13 protein-coding genes and 1 tRNA gene are annotated in these 15,276 nt (G+C 64.1%); 9 read left to right on the top strand and 5 right to left on the bottom strand.

The genetic code is table 11. From position 1 onward, the window contains the following. The first annotated feature begins 61 nt into the window (after positions 1-61). Complete coding sequence (locus tag B5F79_RS08940; protein WP_087220467.1) at positions 62-3,130, top strand: glycoside hydrolase family 3 protein; 3,069 nt, start codon at positions 62-64, stop codon at positions 3,128-3,130. A gap of 147 nt (positions 3,131-3,277) precedes the next feature. Here the strand turns inward: B5F79_RS08940 and B5F79_RS08935 are convergent. After that, positions 3,278-3,370, bottom strand: a tRNA-Ser gene (locus tag B5F79_RS08935). A 57-nt stretch (positions 3,371-3,427) separates the two neighbouring features. Between B5F79_RS08935 and tadA the strand changes: the two genes are divergently transcribed. Then, positions 3,428-3,943 carry a tRNA adenosine(34) deaminase TadA gene (tadA, locus tag B5F79_RS08930; protein WP_087220464.1) on the top strand — a complete coding sequence of 172 codons (516 nt, stop codon included), beginning with the start codon at positions 3,428-3,430 and terminating at the stop codon, positions 3,941-3,943. Positions 3,944-3,987: 44 nt separating this feature from the next. Here tadA and B5F79_RS08925 read toward each other — a convergent pair whose 3' ends face one another. The 3 genes from B5F79_RS08925 to B5F79_RS08915 form a co-directional block, all read right to left on the bottom strand. After that, positions 3,988-5,160: a Fic family protein gene (locus B5F79_RS08925; RefSeq protein WP_087220459.1), complete on the bottom strand. Its 1,173-nt coding sequence runs from the start codon at positions 5,158-5,160 to the stop codon at positions 3,988-3,990. Between the two features lie 192 nt (positions 5,161-5,352). Then, on the bottom strand, positions 5,353-6,615 hold the full coding sequence (locus B5F79_RS08920; RefSeq protein ID WP_087220456.1) for a class I SAM-dependent rRNA methyltransferase: 1,263 nt from the start codon (positions 6,613-6,615) through the stop codon (positions 5,353-5,355). Positions 6,616-6,700: 85 nt separating this feature from the next. Next, positions 6,701-7,963, bottom strand: coding sequence for a DEAD/DEAH box helicase (locus B5F79_RS08915; RefSeq protein ID WP_087220453.1), 1,263 nt, complete (start codon positions 7,961-7,963; stop codon positions 6,701-6,703). A 71-nt stretch (positions 7,964-8,034) separates the two neighbouring features. Between B5F79_RS08915 and B5F79_RS08910 the strand changes: the two genes are divergently transcribed. The 5 genes from B5F79_RS08910 (at position 8,035) to B5F79_RS08890 (ending at position 13,077) form a co-directional block, all read left to right on the top strand. Then, positions 8,035-9,000 carry a homoserine O-succinyltransferase gene (locus B5F79_RS08910; RefSeq protein ID WP_087220450.1) on the top strand — a complete coding sequence of 322 codons (966 nt, stop codon included), beginning with the start codon at positions 8,035-8,037 and terminating at the stop codon, positions 8,998-9,000. Between the two features lie 61 nt (positions 9,001-9,061). After that, positions 9,062-9,523, top strand: a complete 462-nt coding sequence (locus tag B5F79_RS08905) for a helix-turn-helix domain-containing protein (protein ID WP_087220447.1) — start codon at positions 9,062-9,064, stop codon at positions 9,521-9,523. Positions 9,524-9,662: 139 nt separating this feature from the next. Continuing rightward, positions 9,663-11,327: a serine/threonine protein kinase gene (locus tag B5F79_RS08900; RefSeq protein WP_143786281.1), complete on the top strand. Its 1,665-nt coding sequence runs from the start codon at positions 9,663-9,665 to the stop codon at positions 11,325-11,327. 107 nt (positions 11,328-11,434) lie between these two features. Then, the gene (locus tag B5F79_RS08895) at positions 11,435-11,986 is read left to right on the top strand and encodes a hypothetical protein (RefSeq protein WP_087220441.1); all 552 of its coding nucleotides are present in this window, start codon (positions 11,435-11,437) and stop codon (positions 11,984-11,986) included. A gap of 29 nt (positions 11,987-12,015) precedes the next feature. Next, positions 12,016-13,077, top strand: a complete 1,062-nt coding sequence (locus tag B5F79_RS08890; RefSeq protein ID WP_143786280.1) for a DUF6591 domain-containing protein — start codon at positions 12,016-12,018, stop codon at positions 13,075-13,077. Between the two features lie 3 nt (positions 13,078-13,080). Here the strand turns inward: B5F79_RS08890 and B5F79_RS08885 are convergent, their stop codons facing one another. Continuing rightward, positions 13,081-13,296 carry a helix-turn-helix domain-containing protein gene (locus B5F79_RS08885; protein WP_087220435.1) on the bottom strand — a complete coding sequence of 72 codons (216 nt, stop codon included), beginning with the start codon at positions 13,294-13,296 and terminating at the stop codon, positions 13,081-13,083. A gap of 82 nt (positions 13,297-13,378) precedes the next feature. Here B5F79_RS08885 and B5F79_RS08880 point away from each other — a divergent pair, with 82 nt between their 5' ends. Next, entirely contained in the window at positions 13,379-14,029 is a 651-nt protein-coding gene (locus B5F79_RS08880) for a DUF4230 domain-containing protein (protein ID WP_087220432.1), read from the top strand. An 81-nt stretch (positions 14,030-14,110) separates the two neighbouring features. Then, positions 14,111-15,235, top strand: a complete 1,125-nt coding sequence (locus B5F79_RS08875; RefSeq protein WP_087220429.1) for a hypothetical protein — start codon at positions 14,111-14,113, stop codon at positions 15,233-15,235. The last annotated feature ends 41 nt before the right edge of the window (positions 15,236-15,276 follow it).

Raw genomic sequence — 15,276 nt, 5'->3', positions numbered from 1 at the left:
CCCCGCCCCCGCCGTCATGCCCTGCCCCGCAGTCACGTTATGATGGGGGCGAGGAGGACGCATGAAGCTTGCCGACAAGAGTCGTCGCACCCTGCGCCGTGTCGCGCACGCGGTTGGTGCCGTGGCTGCCGTGGGCGCCGTGGCGGCGCTCGCGGCGGGCACCGTGGCCATGGCGCTCATGGGGGACACGGTGAAGTCCTTCCTGGCTACGGACACGGTGGACGTCTCGGCAGAGCGGCGCGACTCCACCATGGAGGCCGGCCGCGCCCTCGCGGAGCGCATCGAGGCCGAGGGCATCGTGCTCGTGCGCAACGAGGACCAGACGCTGCCCCTTCCGAGGGACACGAAGAGCGTCAACGTCTTTGGCTGGGCCTCGACGCAGTGGGTGGGCTCGGGCTCCGGGTCGGGCCAGGTCACGGGCTCGGTCATGGGTCTTCTGGACGCGCTGGAGGAGCGCGGGGTCTCGTACAACCACGAGCTTGCGGACATGTACCGCGGCTTCTACGGTGAGCGCGCCTACAAGTGGGCGGGCGCCCTCAACAGCCACGACTACGAGTACTGCCGCCTCTACGAGCCTAGCATCGACGACGCCACCTGCTACTCCGAGGATCTTCTCGCCAACGCTCGGGAGTTCTCTGACACCGCCATCGTGGTGATAGGGCGCGTGGCGGGAGAGTCCATAGACTGCCCCGCGCGCCAGTACAAGGTGCGTGAGCGCGGGGGCGACGTCGTGACGGACGCCACCCGCACCTACCTCGAGCTTTCTCAGGAGGAAGAGGAGCTCCTGTCGTACGTGGGCGCCACGTACGAGCACGTGGTCGTGGTGGTCAACTCCACCAACACGATGGAGCTGGGCGAGCTCGAGACCATTCCGGGCATAGACGCGGCGCTTCTGGTGGGCACCACCGGCGAGGTGGGGGCGCGCGCCGTGGCGTCGGTCCTCTGGGGGGACGTCAACCCCTCCGGCCGCACGGCGGACACGTACGCGTACGACTTCTCGACGGCCGCGAGCTGGGCAAACTCCGGCGAGAGGGGCGAGGGTTCGTACGTTGGCTCCCAGGGGCTCTACCCCGCGGACGGCACCCCCAACGTCAACGTGGGCGTGGCGGAGACCTACGACGCGGTGCGCTACGTGGACTACGTCGAGGGCATCTACGTGGGATATCGCTGGTACGAGACCGCGGACGCCGAGGGCTTCTGGGACGACGTGGCAAACGAGCACGGCACGGGGTACGAGGGCGTGGTCCAGTACCCGTTTGGCTACGGCCTCAGCTACACGGACTTCTCCTGGGAGGTCGTGGGACGCACGCCCTCGCAGGGGACGCGCGTGGGGCGCGAGACGTCCTTCTCGCTGCGCGTGCGCGTGACCAACACGGGCTCGGTGGCGGGGCGCGACGTGCTGCAGCTCTACTGCTCCGCGCCGTACGCGCCGGGCGGGATCGAGAAGGCGTCCTCCGTGCTGGTGGCGTTTGAGAAGACCCGGCTGCTGCAGCCCGGGGGGAGCCAGGAGGTGACGCTCTCCTTTGACCTGGACGACGTGGCGTCATACGACGGCCTGGACGCCAACGCCAACGGCTTCTGCGGCTACGAGCTGGAACGCGGCGAGTACGTGGTGGAGCTTCGGCGCAATGCGCACGAGGCCGCGGAGTGCCCGGCCGCTCGGACGGTCCTCTACCTCCCGGATGACGTCACGTGTGAGACGAGCTTGGAGACCGGTGCCGTCGTGACCAACCGCTTCACGGGCGAGGCCGCGGCGGACGGCGTGTCCGTCGACGGCTCGGACTCCGGCGCGGACATCACCTACCTCACGCGCGCGGACTTTGCCGGGACGTTCCCGGAGGCGCGGGCCGCCAACCGCTCCATGTCCGACGCCGTGGCGGAGCTCAACCTCTATGACGCGGAGCGGGCGCTCGAGGACGCCGAGCTCGTGGCCCAGTCTTCGGGGCCGGCGGACGTGCAGCCCTCCGTTACCGCCTGGAGCCAGACGTGGCAGCTCTTCCAGGACGGTGAGCTCACGGAGCTGGGCGTGGAGCTGGGGACGGACTACGGGAGCCCCTTCTGGGAGATCGTGCTCGACCGCATCTCCGTGAGCGACATGGAGCGGCTCACGCTGCACGGCTACCTGGCCACGGGCTCGATCGAGGCCATTGGCAAGCCCCTCACCAAGGAGGTGGACGGGCCCGCTCAGGTGGGGTCGTTCAACCAGCTCGCGTACGGTGTGGGCTACCCGGCGCCGAGCGTGCTCGCGCAGACCTGGAACGCGGAGCTCGCGCGCGAGTACGGGCGGCAGCTGGGTCTCGAGGCGGCGGTGCTGGGCGTCGACGGCCTCTACGCGCCCTGCGCGAACCTGCACCGCACGCCCGTGGGCGGGCGCAACTACGAGTACTACTCGGAGGACCCGCTCGTCTGCGGGACCCTGGCGGCGCAGGTGGTGGGCGGAGCGTGCGACGCGGGGACGTACTGCTTCCTCAAGCACTTCGCGGTCAACAACCAGGACTCGTACCGCGACTCGCTCTACACCTGGCTCACGGAGCAGACGCTGCGCGAGCTCTACCTGCGGCCGTTCCAGATTGCCGTGGAGGGCGGGGCTACGGGCCTCATGACCTCGTACAACCGCATTGGCGCCACGTGGGCGGGCGGCAGTCGGGCGCTGCTCACGGACGTCCTGCGCGGGGAGTGGGGCTTCGAGGGCGCGGTGATCACGGACTACGCCGACCACCAGCAGTACATGAGCTCCGACCAGTCGCTCCTTGCCGGCGGGGACCTCTACATGGACGGTGTCTTCCGCAGCGGCGAGTACTCGCTCGAGCCCGACGGCGACGCGGCGGAGCGCGGCTACGTGGCGAGCCTGCGGCGCGCGGCGAAGGACGTGCTCTACATGAGCGTGGAGGCGCGCTCGGCCAACCTCGCCTACAACGAGTCCGCCGCTGTCGAGGGGCGCCCGCTCATCGAGCGGCCGATCAAGCGCGAGGGCGTCAACTACCTGGGGACCGCCCTGGGTATCGCGGATGCGGTGGCGCTCATCGGGGTCGTGGCGTGGGGGCACCGCGCGCTGGAGCGCAGACGTGCGCGACGGGCGGGCTCTGACGGGTCCCTTGGCGGGGGCTTGTTCGAGGGGTCGGGAAATTAACGTACTTTCTGGATCTAGCTCTTAAGTGCCAACAGGGGTAACAGCGTTATTTCAGGAAACCAAAGTACGTTAATTTCCGGGGACTCTGAGCAGACATGCCGCGGGTCCCGGTCGGGAAAGCCCGACCGGGGCCCGCGTGGTTGCAAATGGCGGAGGAGGAGGGATTCGAACCCTCGGAACGGGGGTTACCCGCTCGACGGTTTTCAAGACCGCTGCAATCAACCGCTCTGCCACTCCTCCGTGCCTGAGCACTAGTATCCTACCCCATATGGATTGCAGGCGCGGGCGGGAGGCATGATGCAGGACGGCGAGGGCGCGGGCTCCGTGGTGGGCGCGGCGGCGGGCGGCTCCGCGGCAGATGACGAGCGCTACATGCGCATGGCGCTGGACGAGGCCCGTCTGGCGGCGGAGGAGGGCGAGGTTCCCATCGGCGCCGTTGTGGTGTGCGACGGGCGCGTCGTCTCTCGCGCCCACAACCGGCGCGAGACGGACGCCGACCCCTCGGCGCACGCGGAGTTCTCCGCCATGGTCGCCGCGGCGCGCGAGCTGGGACGATGGCGCCTCACGGGCTGCACCGTCTACGTCACACTCGAGCCCTGCCTCATGTGCGCCGGCCTCATGGTGAACGCGCGAGTGGACCGCTGCGTCTACGGGGCATCCGACCCAAAGGGCGGCGCGCTCGGCACGCTCTTTGACGTGAGCTGCGACCCCCGCCTCAACCACGCCTTTGCGGTGAGCGCGGGCGTGCTGGGGGACGAGGCGGCCGACCTGCTGCGCGAGTTCTTCCGCTCCCGTCGTCGCAAGCGCCCCTGACTTGACAGTTTGCTCAGGTCAAACTGTCAAGTGCGCCACCTTATCTATAGGGGCTCATCTCCTGATCTGAGGATTCTGAGGTAGGGCTCGTAAGAAAAGATGCGATATCGCTTTCGCGACGAGTCTCTTTGAACAAGAAGCCCAAGATGCGTCATCGAGCCAATGAGCGAGTTGGCGCCTGAGGCGCTGAGCTCAAGGCGGCTTGCAACGAAGTTGACGTCTACGATGGGGTTTCCCTCGAGCAGCTCCAGAAGGCGCAGGGCGTTCGCTGAGCCTCTTTTCATTGAGGAGAGGATGAGGCGCTCCGAGGAGGCGTGCAGTTCGGCGAGGGCGCGCATGGAGTCTCGGGCGTCCGCGGCGCTCCGAAGAAGGCAGTCGCAGAAGAAGCCGACCCATCCCTCATAATCACCAGCTTCGCGAACGCGCATCAGCCATTCGTAGTAGGTGGAGCGTCGACGCTTTAGCTCGTAGGATGGATAGAGTACCGGAAGCTCCAGGATGCCATCGTTCATGAGGGAAAGGGTAATGAGAAGCCGGCCAATCCTGCCGTTGCCGTCAAGAAACGGATGGATGGTCTCAAACTGATAGTGTGCGAGTGCCGCCTTGACAATTGGATCAAGACTCGTCTCTTCGTTAAGAAAAACCTCGAGGTCGGAAAGAGCCTCGTTCATATCATCGACGTTGGGAGGGACGTACGCGGCCTGCGAAAGCGTGCACCCCGTCGCCCCAACCCAGTTCTGCGACGTGCGAAGCTCTCCGGGATGCCTGTCGGATCCACGAACCCCTTCAAGAAGGACTCGGTGAACCTGCCTCAGCATTCTCGTGCAGAGGGGGATTTCGTCCAGGAGCTTCACGGCATGTTCCGTGGCCTCCACATACCTAACTACATCTTCGAGGTCTCTGCTCGCATTTTCGGTGAGGCTGGGATCGAGGACGTCATCAAAGGTGCACTGGGTCCCCTCAATCTGTGACGAGAGAAGGGCCTCTTTGCGGACATACATGGTTAGGTACATGCCGACATTAGGGATGAAGCGCGCCATGCCCTGCATCTCGCCAAGTATGCCGCGGCAGTCGGATATTGCTCGTCGGGTCCCCTCGTCCAGCGCAAGGGGGAGACAGTCCTGGAGGCGCGAGGGGAGAAATGAATGATACTCAAGTTCGCCTGAGAGGTTGCTCCGAAGCCTTCCCTGCCTTCCCGGGTGAATGTTGTCGAGCATGGTTTCCCCTAAGAACAGATTGAAACATCAAATCGTTCTTAGAATTGTATTGGCCTCCCTAAGAACACGTTGCCGTTCTTAGGGAAGTCACAAAAGCTCTAAGAACGAAATGAGGATGCAACTCGTTCTTAGGATCATTCGACGAGCCTTCGTCGATCATCAGATTGTCAGGCTATCAGGCGTGCGCGGTCGCTACACCACCTGGAAGATGAAGAAGTCCAGGTAGTGGCTCTCGGGAAAGCCCCAGAGGATGGGGTGGTCGGGCGCCTGCTGGCGCTCCTCGACCTGCTTGAGCTGCACGTTTGCCTGGTGTGCGGCCTCGGCGATGGCCTTGGCCAGAAGGTCGCGCGTCGTGAAGTGCGAGCAGCTGCACGTGGCGAGGTAGCCGCCGCGGGGCAGCAGGCGAAGGGCCTCGTAGTTGATCTCGCGGTAGCCGCGCGCAGCGTGGCCGACGGTGCCGCGGCTCTTGGTGAAGGCCGGTGGGTCCAGCACGATGAGGTCGAAGGGGCCGCCCTCCTCGCGCAGGCGGGTGCGGCTCGCACGGAGCTCGGGCAGGTAGTCGAGCACGTTGGCGCAGGTGAATGCCATGCGATCTGCAAGGCCGTTGAGCTGGGCGTTCTCGCGTGCGAGGTCAATCGCCGTCTGGCTCACGTCCACGCAGCGCACGAGCTCGGCGCCACCCACCGCCGCGTTGAGGCCGAAGGGCCCCACGTGGCAGAAGCAGTCGAGCACGCGCCTCCCGCGCGCCAGCTCGCGCACGGCTCGGCGGTTGTACTTCTGGTCGAGGAAGAAGCCCGTCTTCTGGCTGTTCTCGATGTCAAGATCGAAGGAGAGGCCGTTCTCGCGCACGACGATGCGCGCCGAGTCGGGGGCGGCCAGGCCGTCCCACCAGCCCTTGTACTGCTGCAGGCCCTCCTTGGCGCGCGAGGGGCCGTCGTTTCTCTCGTATATGGCGTCGATCTGCTGCCCGTCCGCGGCAAGGGCCTCCACCAGCGCACCGTAGACCACGGGACGCAGGCGCTCCATGCCCACGGTGCCGACCTGCGTCACCAGCACGTTCTCGTAGCGGTCCGCCACGAGGCCGGGAAAGCCGTCGGCCTCCGAGAACACCACGCGGCAGCACGTGGTGTCGGGCTCAGCGCCGGGAAGCCCGCGCGACCCCATGGCGGTCACGCGGTGCTGCCACGCCCAAGTGGCGCGACGGCGCCAGAACGACTCGTCAATGCGGTCGTTGGCGTTGCGGGTGACCACGCGCACGCGGATCTTCGACTCCTGCGAGAGGAGCCCCGCCCCCTGCCACGTGCCGTTCTCCTCGAAGACGTCCACAACGTCGCCGTTCTGGGCGGGCTCGGCGGAGAGCACCTCGCCCTCGAAGACCCACGGGTGACCACCGGCGAGCGAGCGCGCCGCCTTGCGGGTGACGGTGAGGCGCGGATAGGGGCGTGCCTGCTTCACGTTGTCCTCCAGTGTGTAAATTGGGGACAGTCCCCGATTTACACAAATCATTTATGTGAGTTGGGGACTGTCCCCAACTCACAGACTAGTAGTGGCGGCCGTAGCGCCCGCCGCCGAAGCCGCGGCCGCGCTGACGCGAGCCGGCGAACATGGTGCGGGTGGAGCGCTTGGTCGCGCGATCCGCCTGCGGGACGATGCGCCCGGCGTCGTAGGTGAAGCCGGGGAGGTCCCACACGGGCACGAGCTTCTTGGTGAAGTACTCGATCTCGCGCAGGGGGCTGATCTCGTCCGGCGCCACGAAGGTGTAGGCGTGACCGGTGGCGCCGGCGCGTCCCGTGCGCCCGATGCGGTGCACGTAGTCCTCCGGGTCCATGGGGACGTCGAAGTTCACGACCGCGTCGATCCCGGAGACGTCGATGCCGCGGCTCATGACGTCGGTCGCCACGAGCACCTGGACCTTGCCGTCGCGGAACTTTTCCAGTGCGCGGGCGCGCGCGGCCTGCGGGCGGTCGGCGTGCATGACGTCGACCTTCACGCCGGCGGACTTGAGGGTCTTGGAGACGTCGTCCACGCGGTGCTTGGTGCGGCAGAACACGAGCACGCGCTCGGGCTTCTCGCCAGCGGCGCCGCCGGTCTCCAGAAGCGCGCGCAGAAGCTCGGTCTTCTGGCCCTGCGTGATGGGGCAGAGGTGCTCCTCCACGGTGTCCGCCGTCTCCCCCACGCGGGAGATCTCAACGGTAGCGGGGTCCGTGAGCAGCGCGTCGATCGTGGACTTGATCGACGGCGGGATGGTGGCGGAGAAGAGCAGCGTCTGGTGCTCCTTGGGAAGCGCGTGCATGATGCGGCGCACGCTCGGCCAGAAGCCCATGTCCAGCATGCGGTCGGCCTCGTCCAGCACGAGCACGCGCACCTGCGCGAGGCTCACGTGCTTGTGCTCCATGAGGTCGATGAGGCGCCCGGGCGTGGCCACCAAGAGGTCGCATCCCCGCTCGAGCTCCTTGATCTGGCGGTCGAACTTGGTCCCGCCCATGACGATGACGGCGCGCTGGCCGGTCTCCTTGCACACGACGCTCACGACGTTCTCGATCTGCGCCGCCAGCTCGCGCGTGGGCGTGACCACGAGCGCGTGCGGCCCCTTGCCCTTTGCGCCCGCCACGAGCTGCAGCGTGGGCAGCGCGAAGGCGGCTGTCTTGCCCGTGCCCGTCTGCGCGGAGGCAACGATGTCACGGCCTGTGAGCACCACGGGGATGGCCTGGGCCTGGACGGGGGTCGGCGTGGTGAAGCCGAGGGCGGTCACCCCGGCGAGGATCTGCTCGTTTAGCCCGAGCTCGGCAAATGAAGTAGTCATGGGGACAAGTATAGAGCATGCGGCCTGACGTGGTTATACTGGACAGGTTACGACGCAGAAACGGAGTCCGCATGCCCATCAACATCCCCGACGGCCTGCCCGCGAAGAAGATCCTCCAGCAGGAGCGCATCTTCGCGCTGGAGGAGGAGGTCGCCAGCCACCAGGAGATCCGCCCCCTCAAGGTGGCGATCTTGAACCTCATGCCCACCAAGATCGAGACCGAGACCCAGATCCTGCGCCTCATCTCCAAGTCTCCGCTGCAGGTGAGCTGCGACTTCATGCGCGTCTCCACCCACGAGTCCACGCACGTCTCCCAGGACCACCTGGTCAAGTTCTACGACACCTTCGACGCCTTCCGCGACAAGAACTACGACGGCCTCATCATCACGGGCGCCCCGGTGGAGCACCTGGACTACGCCGACGTGGACTACTGGGACGAGTTCTGCGAGATCGTGGACTGGAGCCAGGAGCACGTCTTCTCCACGATGTACCTCTGCTGGGCGGCGCTGGGCGGCCTCTGGCACCTCTACGGCATCCCCAAGCGCCAGCTGGGCGCCAAGCTCTTCGGCGTCTTCAAGCAGCGTCTCTGCGACGAGTACAGCTTCCTCACCAACGGCTTCGACGAGGTGCACTACATGCCGCACTCCCGTCACGCCGCGATCGACACCGCCGAGCTGGCAAACCACCCGGAGCTCTGCGTGCTTTCCGAGGGCTTTACGAGCGGCCCGTCGCTTCTTGCCACGCGCGACTTCCACGAGGTCTACGTGACCGGTCACTTCGAGTACGGCCGCGACACCCTGGCGGACGAGTTCTGGCGCGACTTCCACAAGGGCCTGCCCATCCGCGTGCCCGAGAACTACTTCCCGGACGACGACCCGGAGAAGCAGCCGCTCTTCACCTGGCGCGCGCACGCCAACCTGCTCTACCGCAACTGGCTCAACTGGGTCTACCAGATGACGCCGTACGACCTGGACGAGATCCCGGCCGCGATCGCAGACCTGCGCCGCCGCGCCACCGGCCACGTCGACAAGTTCTGACCCCTCAAAAGGGAACAGGTACAAAACCGCAGATAAAACCTGTTAAAAGTTGGGAGGCATCGTGGCAGAGAAGGGCGAGGCGCCACAGGAGCGCCTGACCGAGGAGCTTCTCGAGCGGCTGCTTGCCGCGCAGTCGCCCGAGGCCTATCTCGACCAGGATCTCACGCTCGACCGCGAGCTGCCCGACTACCTGCGTGGGCTTCTCGCCGAGAAGGGACTCAAGCGCGCGGACGTGATCCGCGCCTCCGGCCTCAACGGCACTTTCGTCTACGACGTCTTTACCGGCAAGAGCCGCCTCGGCCGCGACAACGCCCTCATGCTCGCCCTCGGCCTCGGCTGCAGCCTGCGCGAGACCCAGCGCCTGCTTCGCCTGGACGGCGTCTCCGAGCTCTGGCCCAAGGTCCGTCGCGACGCGGTGATCATCTGGTGCGTCGAGCACGGCTTCACGCGCTCGCAGACGGACGACGAGCTCTACCGCCTGGGCGAGAAGACCCTCTTCGGGACGGGCCCGCTGCGCTCCTAGGCCACGTGCCGCCGGCGGGGGGCAGCCCCCCACGTCCTTCTCGTTACGCTCTTTTCAGTTCCCAACTGAGGAATCAGTTACTGACTGAATATAGCCTGTACTATGGTCTTACGAGCGGTCTCGACTGAGGGCGGCGGCCTTGAACGACGAGCAAGTCATACATGCCATGGGCATCGACGACGCCTATCGCGTCGAGCGCGTTCTCGCGCAGGGCGCGGGCGGGACGACCGAGCTCGTGACGCTCGAGGGCTCCGGCCCCTTCGTGCGCAAGCGGATACCCTCCAAGCTCGCCCGTCGTGGCGTCTGGGCGACGCTCGTCGAGTGCGAGTGCGCTCGCCTTCCCCACGTTGAAGCGACCTACGAGATGCCCGACGAGTTCGTCATCGTGTGCGACTACGTGCCCGGCGAGAACCTCGAGCAGCTCGTGACCGCTCGCGGCCGACTTGCCGAGAAGGACGCGCGCCAGCTGGTCCTCCAGCTCTGTGAGGCCGTGGGCGCGCTCCACGAGCACGGCATCGTCCACCGCGACGTCTCTCCCACCAACGTGATCGTGGCGGCGGACGGGGCGCACCTCATCGACCTGGGCATCGCGCGCTTTCGCGTGGAGGGCGCCACGCGCGACACCACGCAGCTCGGGACCTACGGATTTGCCTCCCCCGAGCAGTACGGCTTCGCGCAGACGGACGCTCGCTCCGACGTCTACTCCCTCGGCCGCATGCTCGGCTACCTGCTCACGGGCGTCTCTCCGGCAGAGGCGGAGAAGTACGAGGCCGCGCTTGCGGACACGGCGGTCGTGTCGCCGGCAATGCGCGAGCTTGTCGCCCGCGCGACGGCCATGGAGCCGAGTGCCCGCTATCAGACCGTGACGGCCCTGGCGGCGGCGCTCAACGGCGAGAAGGGACCAGAGCCCGCGGCGTCCGTCCCGGAGACGCCCCGCACGGCGGAGCCCGACATCCAGCTCCAGGACTACCGTCACTACCTGAACCCGACCAAGATCCTCGTGGCGCTCATGGCGCTCGCGGCCTTTGCCGTTGCCGTGGTGCTCATTCTCTTCAACGAGGGGATTGTCGGCGGCGAGAAGAACGGCGGCGTCGCGGAGGGCTCGGGTACGCCCGCCGCAAGCGAGCCAGCCCCGGGCTCGGATGGGGCCGAGGGCTCGGGTGAGGCCCCGGTTGCGGACGACACGACGGCCGACGGTCCCGCATCCGGCGTCGCGCCCGTCGAGAGCGCCCCCGAACTCGAGATCGTCGAGTCCGGCTGGTCCGTCGACGCGCAGGGGTTCGTGCACTACGGGATTGCTCTCAGCAATCCCGGAGACGCATCAGTCGAGTTTCCCTCGTACACCGTCACGGGTCGCGACGAGGCGGGCAACGTCCTCTTCTCCCAGGACCACACTCTCTCATCCATAGCTCCCGGGGAGACCATCTATTGGGGCGATCTGGCCGGCGATGCAGGTAAGTCTCCCGCAAGGGTTGAGTTCAAGCCAACGCCTATTGAGGACTACCAGCTAAGTACGACCTTCTATTCCAAGGCAGCCTTTGAGGTTACTGGGGTCAATCCCGTTTCTGACAGCTTTGGGGGCACCGATTTCGTCGGCGAGGTCACTACTCTAGAGGATGACGAGTCGGGCATAGGCAGCCAGGTTGCCCTGTCTCTGCTGCTGCGTGACGAGTCCGGTGCAATCGTCTTTGGATCGGTGGGTTTTGCTGACAGGCCCGCCGTTGGGGAGTCTACCTCGTTTGAGATTTCGGCCCACGGTGCCCCCGATTACGCTACCTACGAGGTCTACGCCCAGGCGTGGTAACGCGATCGGGCACGACCATCCGCCGTTCGCATAATTCAGTTGCCAACTGAGGAATTGCATTCGCCTCCTTTTCAGAATGGGTCTCGTTCCGCTGAAAGGAGGCTCAAATGCAGACCGAAGGCTCAGGAGTCGAGAAGACCAAGCAGCTCAGTACGATTGCCGCGGCGGCTACCATTGTTGCCGCCGTCCTTCTCGTAGCTGCCTTCTTCCTGCCGTACGCGGCCGGAAGCCAGGAGTTTCGCGATGGTTTGAGCTCGATGTCGCTCAACCCCTATTCCGAGACGCTCGGCATGAGCAACCAGGACCTTGCCGACATCTCCCTCTTTGAGTACGTGCGCATCTACAGCTCGTCGGGAGAGCTGGGAATGAGCGAGGCATTCTCGATGCTGTACACGGCGCTCACGGCTGCCGCGGGAGTTCTGGGCGTGTTGACGCTGCTCTTCGCGCTGGTGCGCAAGCCCATCCCGGTAGTCGTGTTCTCCGTGCTTACGGTGGCGCTGTCGCTCCTTTTGAGCTGGGACTTCGAGGACCGTGGCGTGATTCCCAGCACCAGCTACGACTGGGGCGTTGCCCGGTGGGTGTATCTCGCGGCCGGTATCGCGGCGGTCGCGCTTGCTATCTGGCAGATCGTGCTGCGCAGGCAGTCAAAGAGGGCGTAGGCGCCCGTAACAAAGAGAGGGTGACGAACGTGAAAAAGGGATTCGCATGCGTTGTTGCCATGGCGGCCGCTCTGTCACTGGGCGCGTGCGGTGGCAGTGGTGGGGAAACGACACAGCCTGGGACGACTGACGCGCCCCCTCAGCAGGAACAGGCTGCTCCCGCAAACAGTCTGGAGGCTTTTATCCAGGACGTGCAAGCAGATTTCTCCAGTACGAGCAAGAAACTGCTTGACGAGCAGGAAAAGCTGTTTGCCGAGGTGGGAGAGACCTACGAGGACTACTTGGCGAGCGTAGACAAAATACAGCAGTGGTACGACCTAGCGGTGAGTGAGACCGAGGCGCTGGGTGCTCGTGCCGTTGAGAGTGGCAGGGAGTATTACAAGCTGGTCGTCGACAGTGTTGACGTTACGGACGACCGCGAGCTCGACAAGGCAACCGAGGAGTACTACGACTCCGTATATGAGGACGCATTCGAAGACTACTACGACGAGATATACGAGGACGCGTTTGACGAGATGTATGACGCCTACTATGACGGCGTCATTCAGGACGCCTACGATGTGACACCCTATGATGAGTGGTCCGAAGCTCATAGCGACGCCTACGATGCCTGGTCGGACGCACGCAGCGATGTCTACGACGCATGGTCGGACACCAGGTCAGATGTCTACAGCGATTACTCGGATGTGCGCAGCGCGTTCTACTCTAACGACTTTGACGTCGAGGGTGTCTTCGCCCCTGTTCAGGTAGTGGAGAATGGCGGGACGGTCGAAAGCGCAGAGTCTGCGGCTGGTGACGCCGAGCCGGCCGCTGCGGACTCGTCGGATGCTTCCGGCGTGGACCCTGAGTTCAAGGCGATGATGGATGGCTATGAGTCCTTCTTCAACGAGTACGTCGAGTTCATCAAGGCATATGGGGAGAACCCCACCTCGACTGAGCTAATCGCTCAGTACTCCAACTTGATGGCTCAGTACACGGAGAGCATGGGTACGATGAGCGAGGTGGATACCTCCGACCTCTCTCCGGCGGATGCTGCCTACTATGCGGAGGTTACCGCGAGAATCTACGAAAACCTCGCCGAGGTTGCGTAGGTCCTAGAACTCGATGAGGTCCCGAACCCGCACGCCAAGAGCCCGGGCAATGCGGATAAGAACGTCGAGGCCCACGTCAGCCGCTCCTGTCTCGATCTTCCAGAGGTAGGAGCGGCTCGTGCCCGTCATGAGCGCGAGCTGGCGCTGAGAGATGCCGTGAGCATCGCGCTCGGCGCGGATTCGGGACCCGATGGCCTTTTTCTCCTTCGCGTTGTCCATGCAGGCAAGGATAGAAGCGCTACCATCAGGTCATGCTCTCTATAGAGAGCCACTACGAGGCAAAGACGGGTGAGGGGTAACTATGGCAATCAAGATTTCGGATGCGAAGATCAAGCTCGCCAAGGTCGGGGGTGCCTGCGCGGCCGTAGGTCTGATTGTCGGCATCGTGGGGACGCTGTTCTTTGCTAATTACAATCCGCCTGACAAGGAGGTTCCCGAGAACGCATCGGTCGTTTTCGGACGAATCGTTGAGCAAAACGAGCTGGTTTCCGTCTCGCAGGACTACAACATTGTCGACAAGCAATCCGATTCCAATTCCTTCTTCGGCCTATTTGACCTGCCCTTTACCAGCAACAGCTTCTGGTATCGCTACGCAGGAACGATAAAGGCCGGCGTGAATCTAGAGACGGCGGAGATTGACGATCAGGGCGACCGTGTGACGATTACCCTTGATCCTGCGTACATCATCTCCAATACGCCCGACATGGAGACGTCTGGGGTACTTGAAGAGAACAACAACGTTCTCAATCCAATTCAAGTGGGTGACGTTGACGAGTTCCAGCGCTGGTGCGTCGAACAGAGTGAGGCGCAGGCGACTGAGGGTGGATTGCTCGATGAGGCTCAGGAGCAGGCCGAGGCGCAGCTCTCCCAGCTTTTCTACGCCGCCCTTGGCGATAAAGTGGCCATCAGCTATGTCTGGCGCGACGCGCCGGCCGATAATTCGGGGGAGTAGCCCGTTATTTGCTCCAGGATGGCAATGGCCAGCTGCAATAATGAAGACGAACGCCAAGTGCTAACGAAGGGCGGATAGACGATGGCGGACAAAGGCAAGTCCCTATCCACCGAAATGGCTGTCCGGAATGAGTCTCCCTCCGACGAGGAGGCGGAAGCGCTCGCGAGAAGGGTCATGGCTCGTGCAGCGAGCCTGACGGGAGTGAAGATTAACAGAGGTGCTTTCCTCAGGGCGGAGTTAAGGAAACGGTTTCCGCGGATTGATGTGAAGCTCGCGGTTAAGACAACCCCTCTTGAAGCCGGCGTCTCTCCCTCGGAAATTGACTCTTTGGCACTTGACGTCATCGATTACGAGACAAAAAAGTGCGCGGCAATCTCTTTTCTCGCCGGGCTTCCCGGAGGGGTTGCAATGGTGGGGACCATCCCAGCCGATTTGGCTCAGTACTTTGGTCACGTTATGCGGGTTGAGCAGAAGCTTGCCTACTTATACGGATGGCAATCGTTTTTGAACGAGGATGACGAAGTTGACGATGAGACGGTGACTCGTCTCGTGGTTCTCATGGGCGTGATGCTCGAGGTTGGTGGTGTGGCCAACAGCGTTACCAAGTTTGCTGCAACCGCAGCCCAGCAGAGTGTTGCAAAACAGATTGAACGACAGGCCCTTACCAAAACCTTCTTCTACAATCCGATGAAGAAAGTGCTGCGCTATTTGGGCGTCAGCATGACGAAGCAGACGTTTGCTAAGGGTGCAAGCAAGATTGTGCCGGTGATAGGTGGTGTTATTTCCGGTGGTATAACCTATGCCTCGTTCAAGCCGGGCGCAGAACGCTTGCGTCGCTATCTCCGCTCTCTCCCGCTGTCCGGGATTGATGAGGAACTCTATCCAGATATTGCAGTGATCAGGGCAGAGCTTGCGGCTAGGGAGCGCTCTGAGGCAATTGAGAAAGCGGGAGAGGCGGGAGTTGCCGCGCTAAAGGCCGCCGGGGTCACGATTTCATCTGGTGCGACGGCTGCCGGTGCAGCGGTATCTGAAGTTGCCGGGAATGCTGGAGCTGCGGTAGCTGAGACTGCTCAGAACGTAGGCCGTGCTGCTGGTGATGCATTCGGGTCATTGCTCGGGTCGCTCAAGAGGGACAGCGAAAAACGCTCAGCTAGCGCCGATCAATACACTGAAGGACAACCCGATCCCTCCAGAGACCTGAAGTAACTGACTCACGGGACAACTATTTCGAATACTGAAACTTCCGT

Origin of the sequence: Olsenella sp. An285 (genome assembly GCF_002159625.1) — a bacterium.
GTDB lineage: Bacteria > Actinomycetota > Coriobacteriia > Coriobacteriales > Atopobiaceae > Thermophilibacter > Thermophilibacter avicola.
The sequence above is the reverse complement of the archived record's forward strand: the minus strand, read 5'-3'. Positions and strand labels throughout refer to the sequence as shown.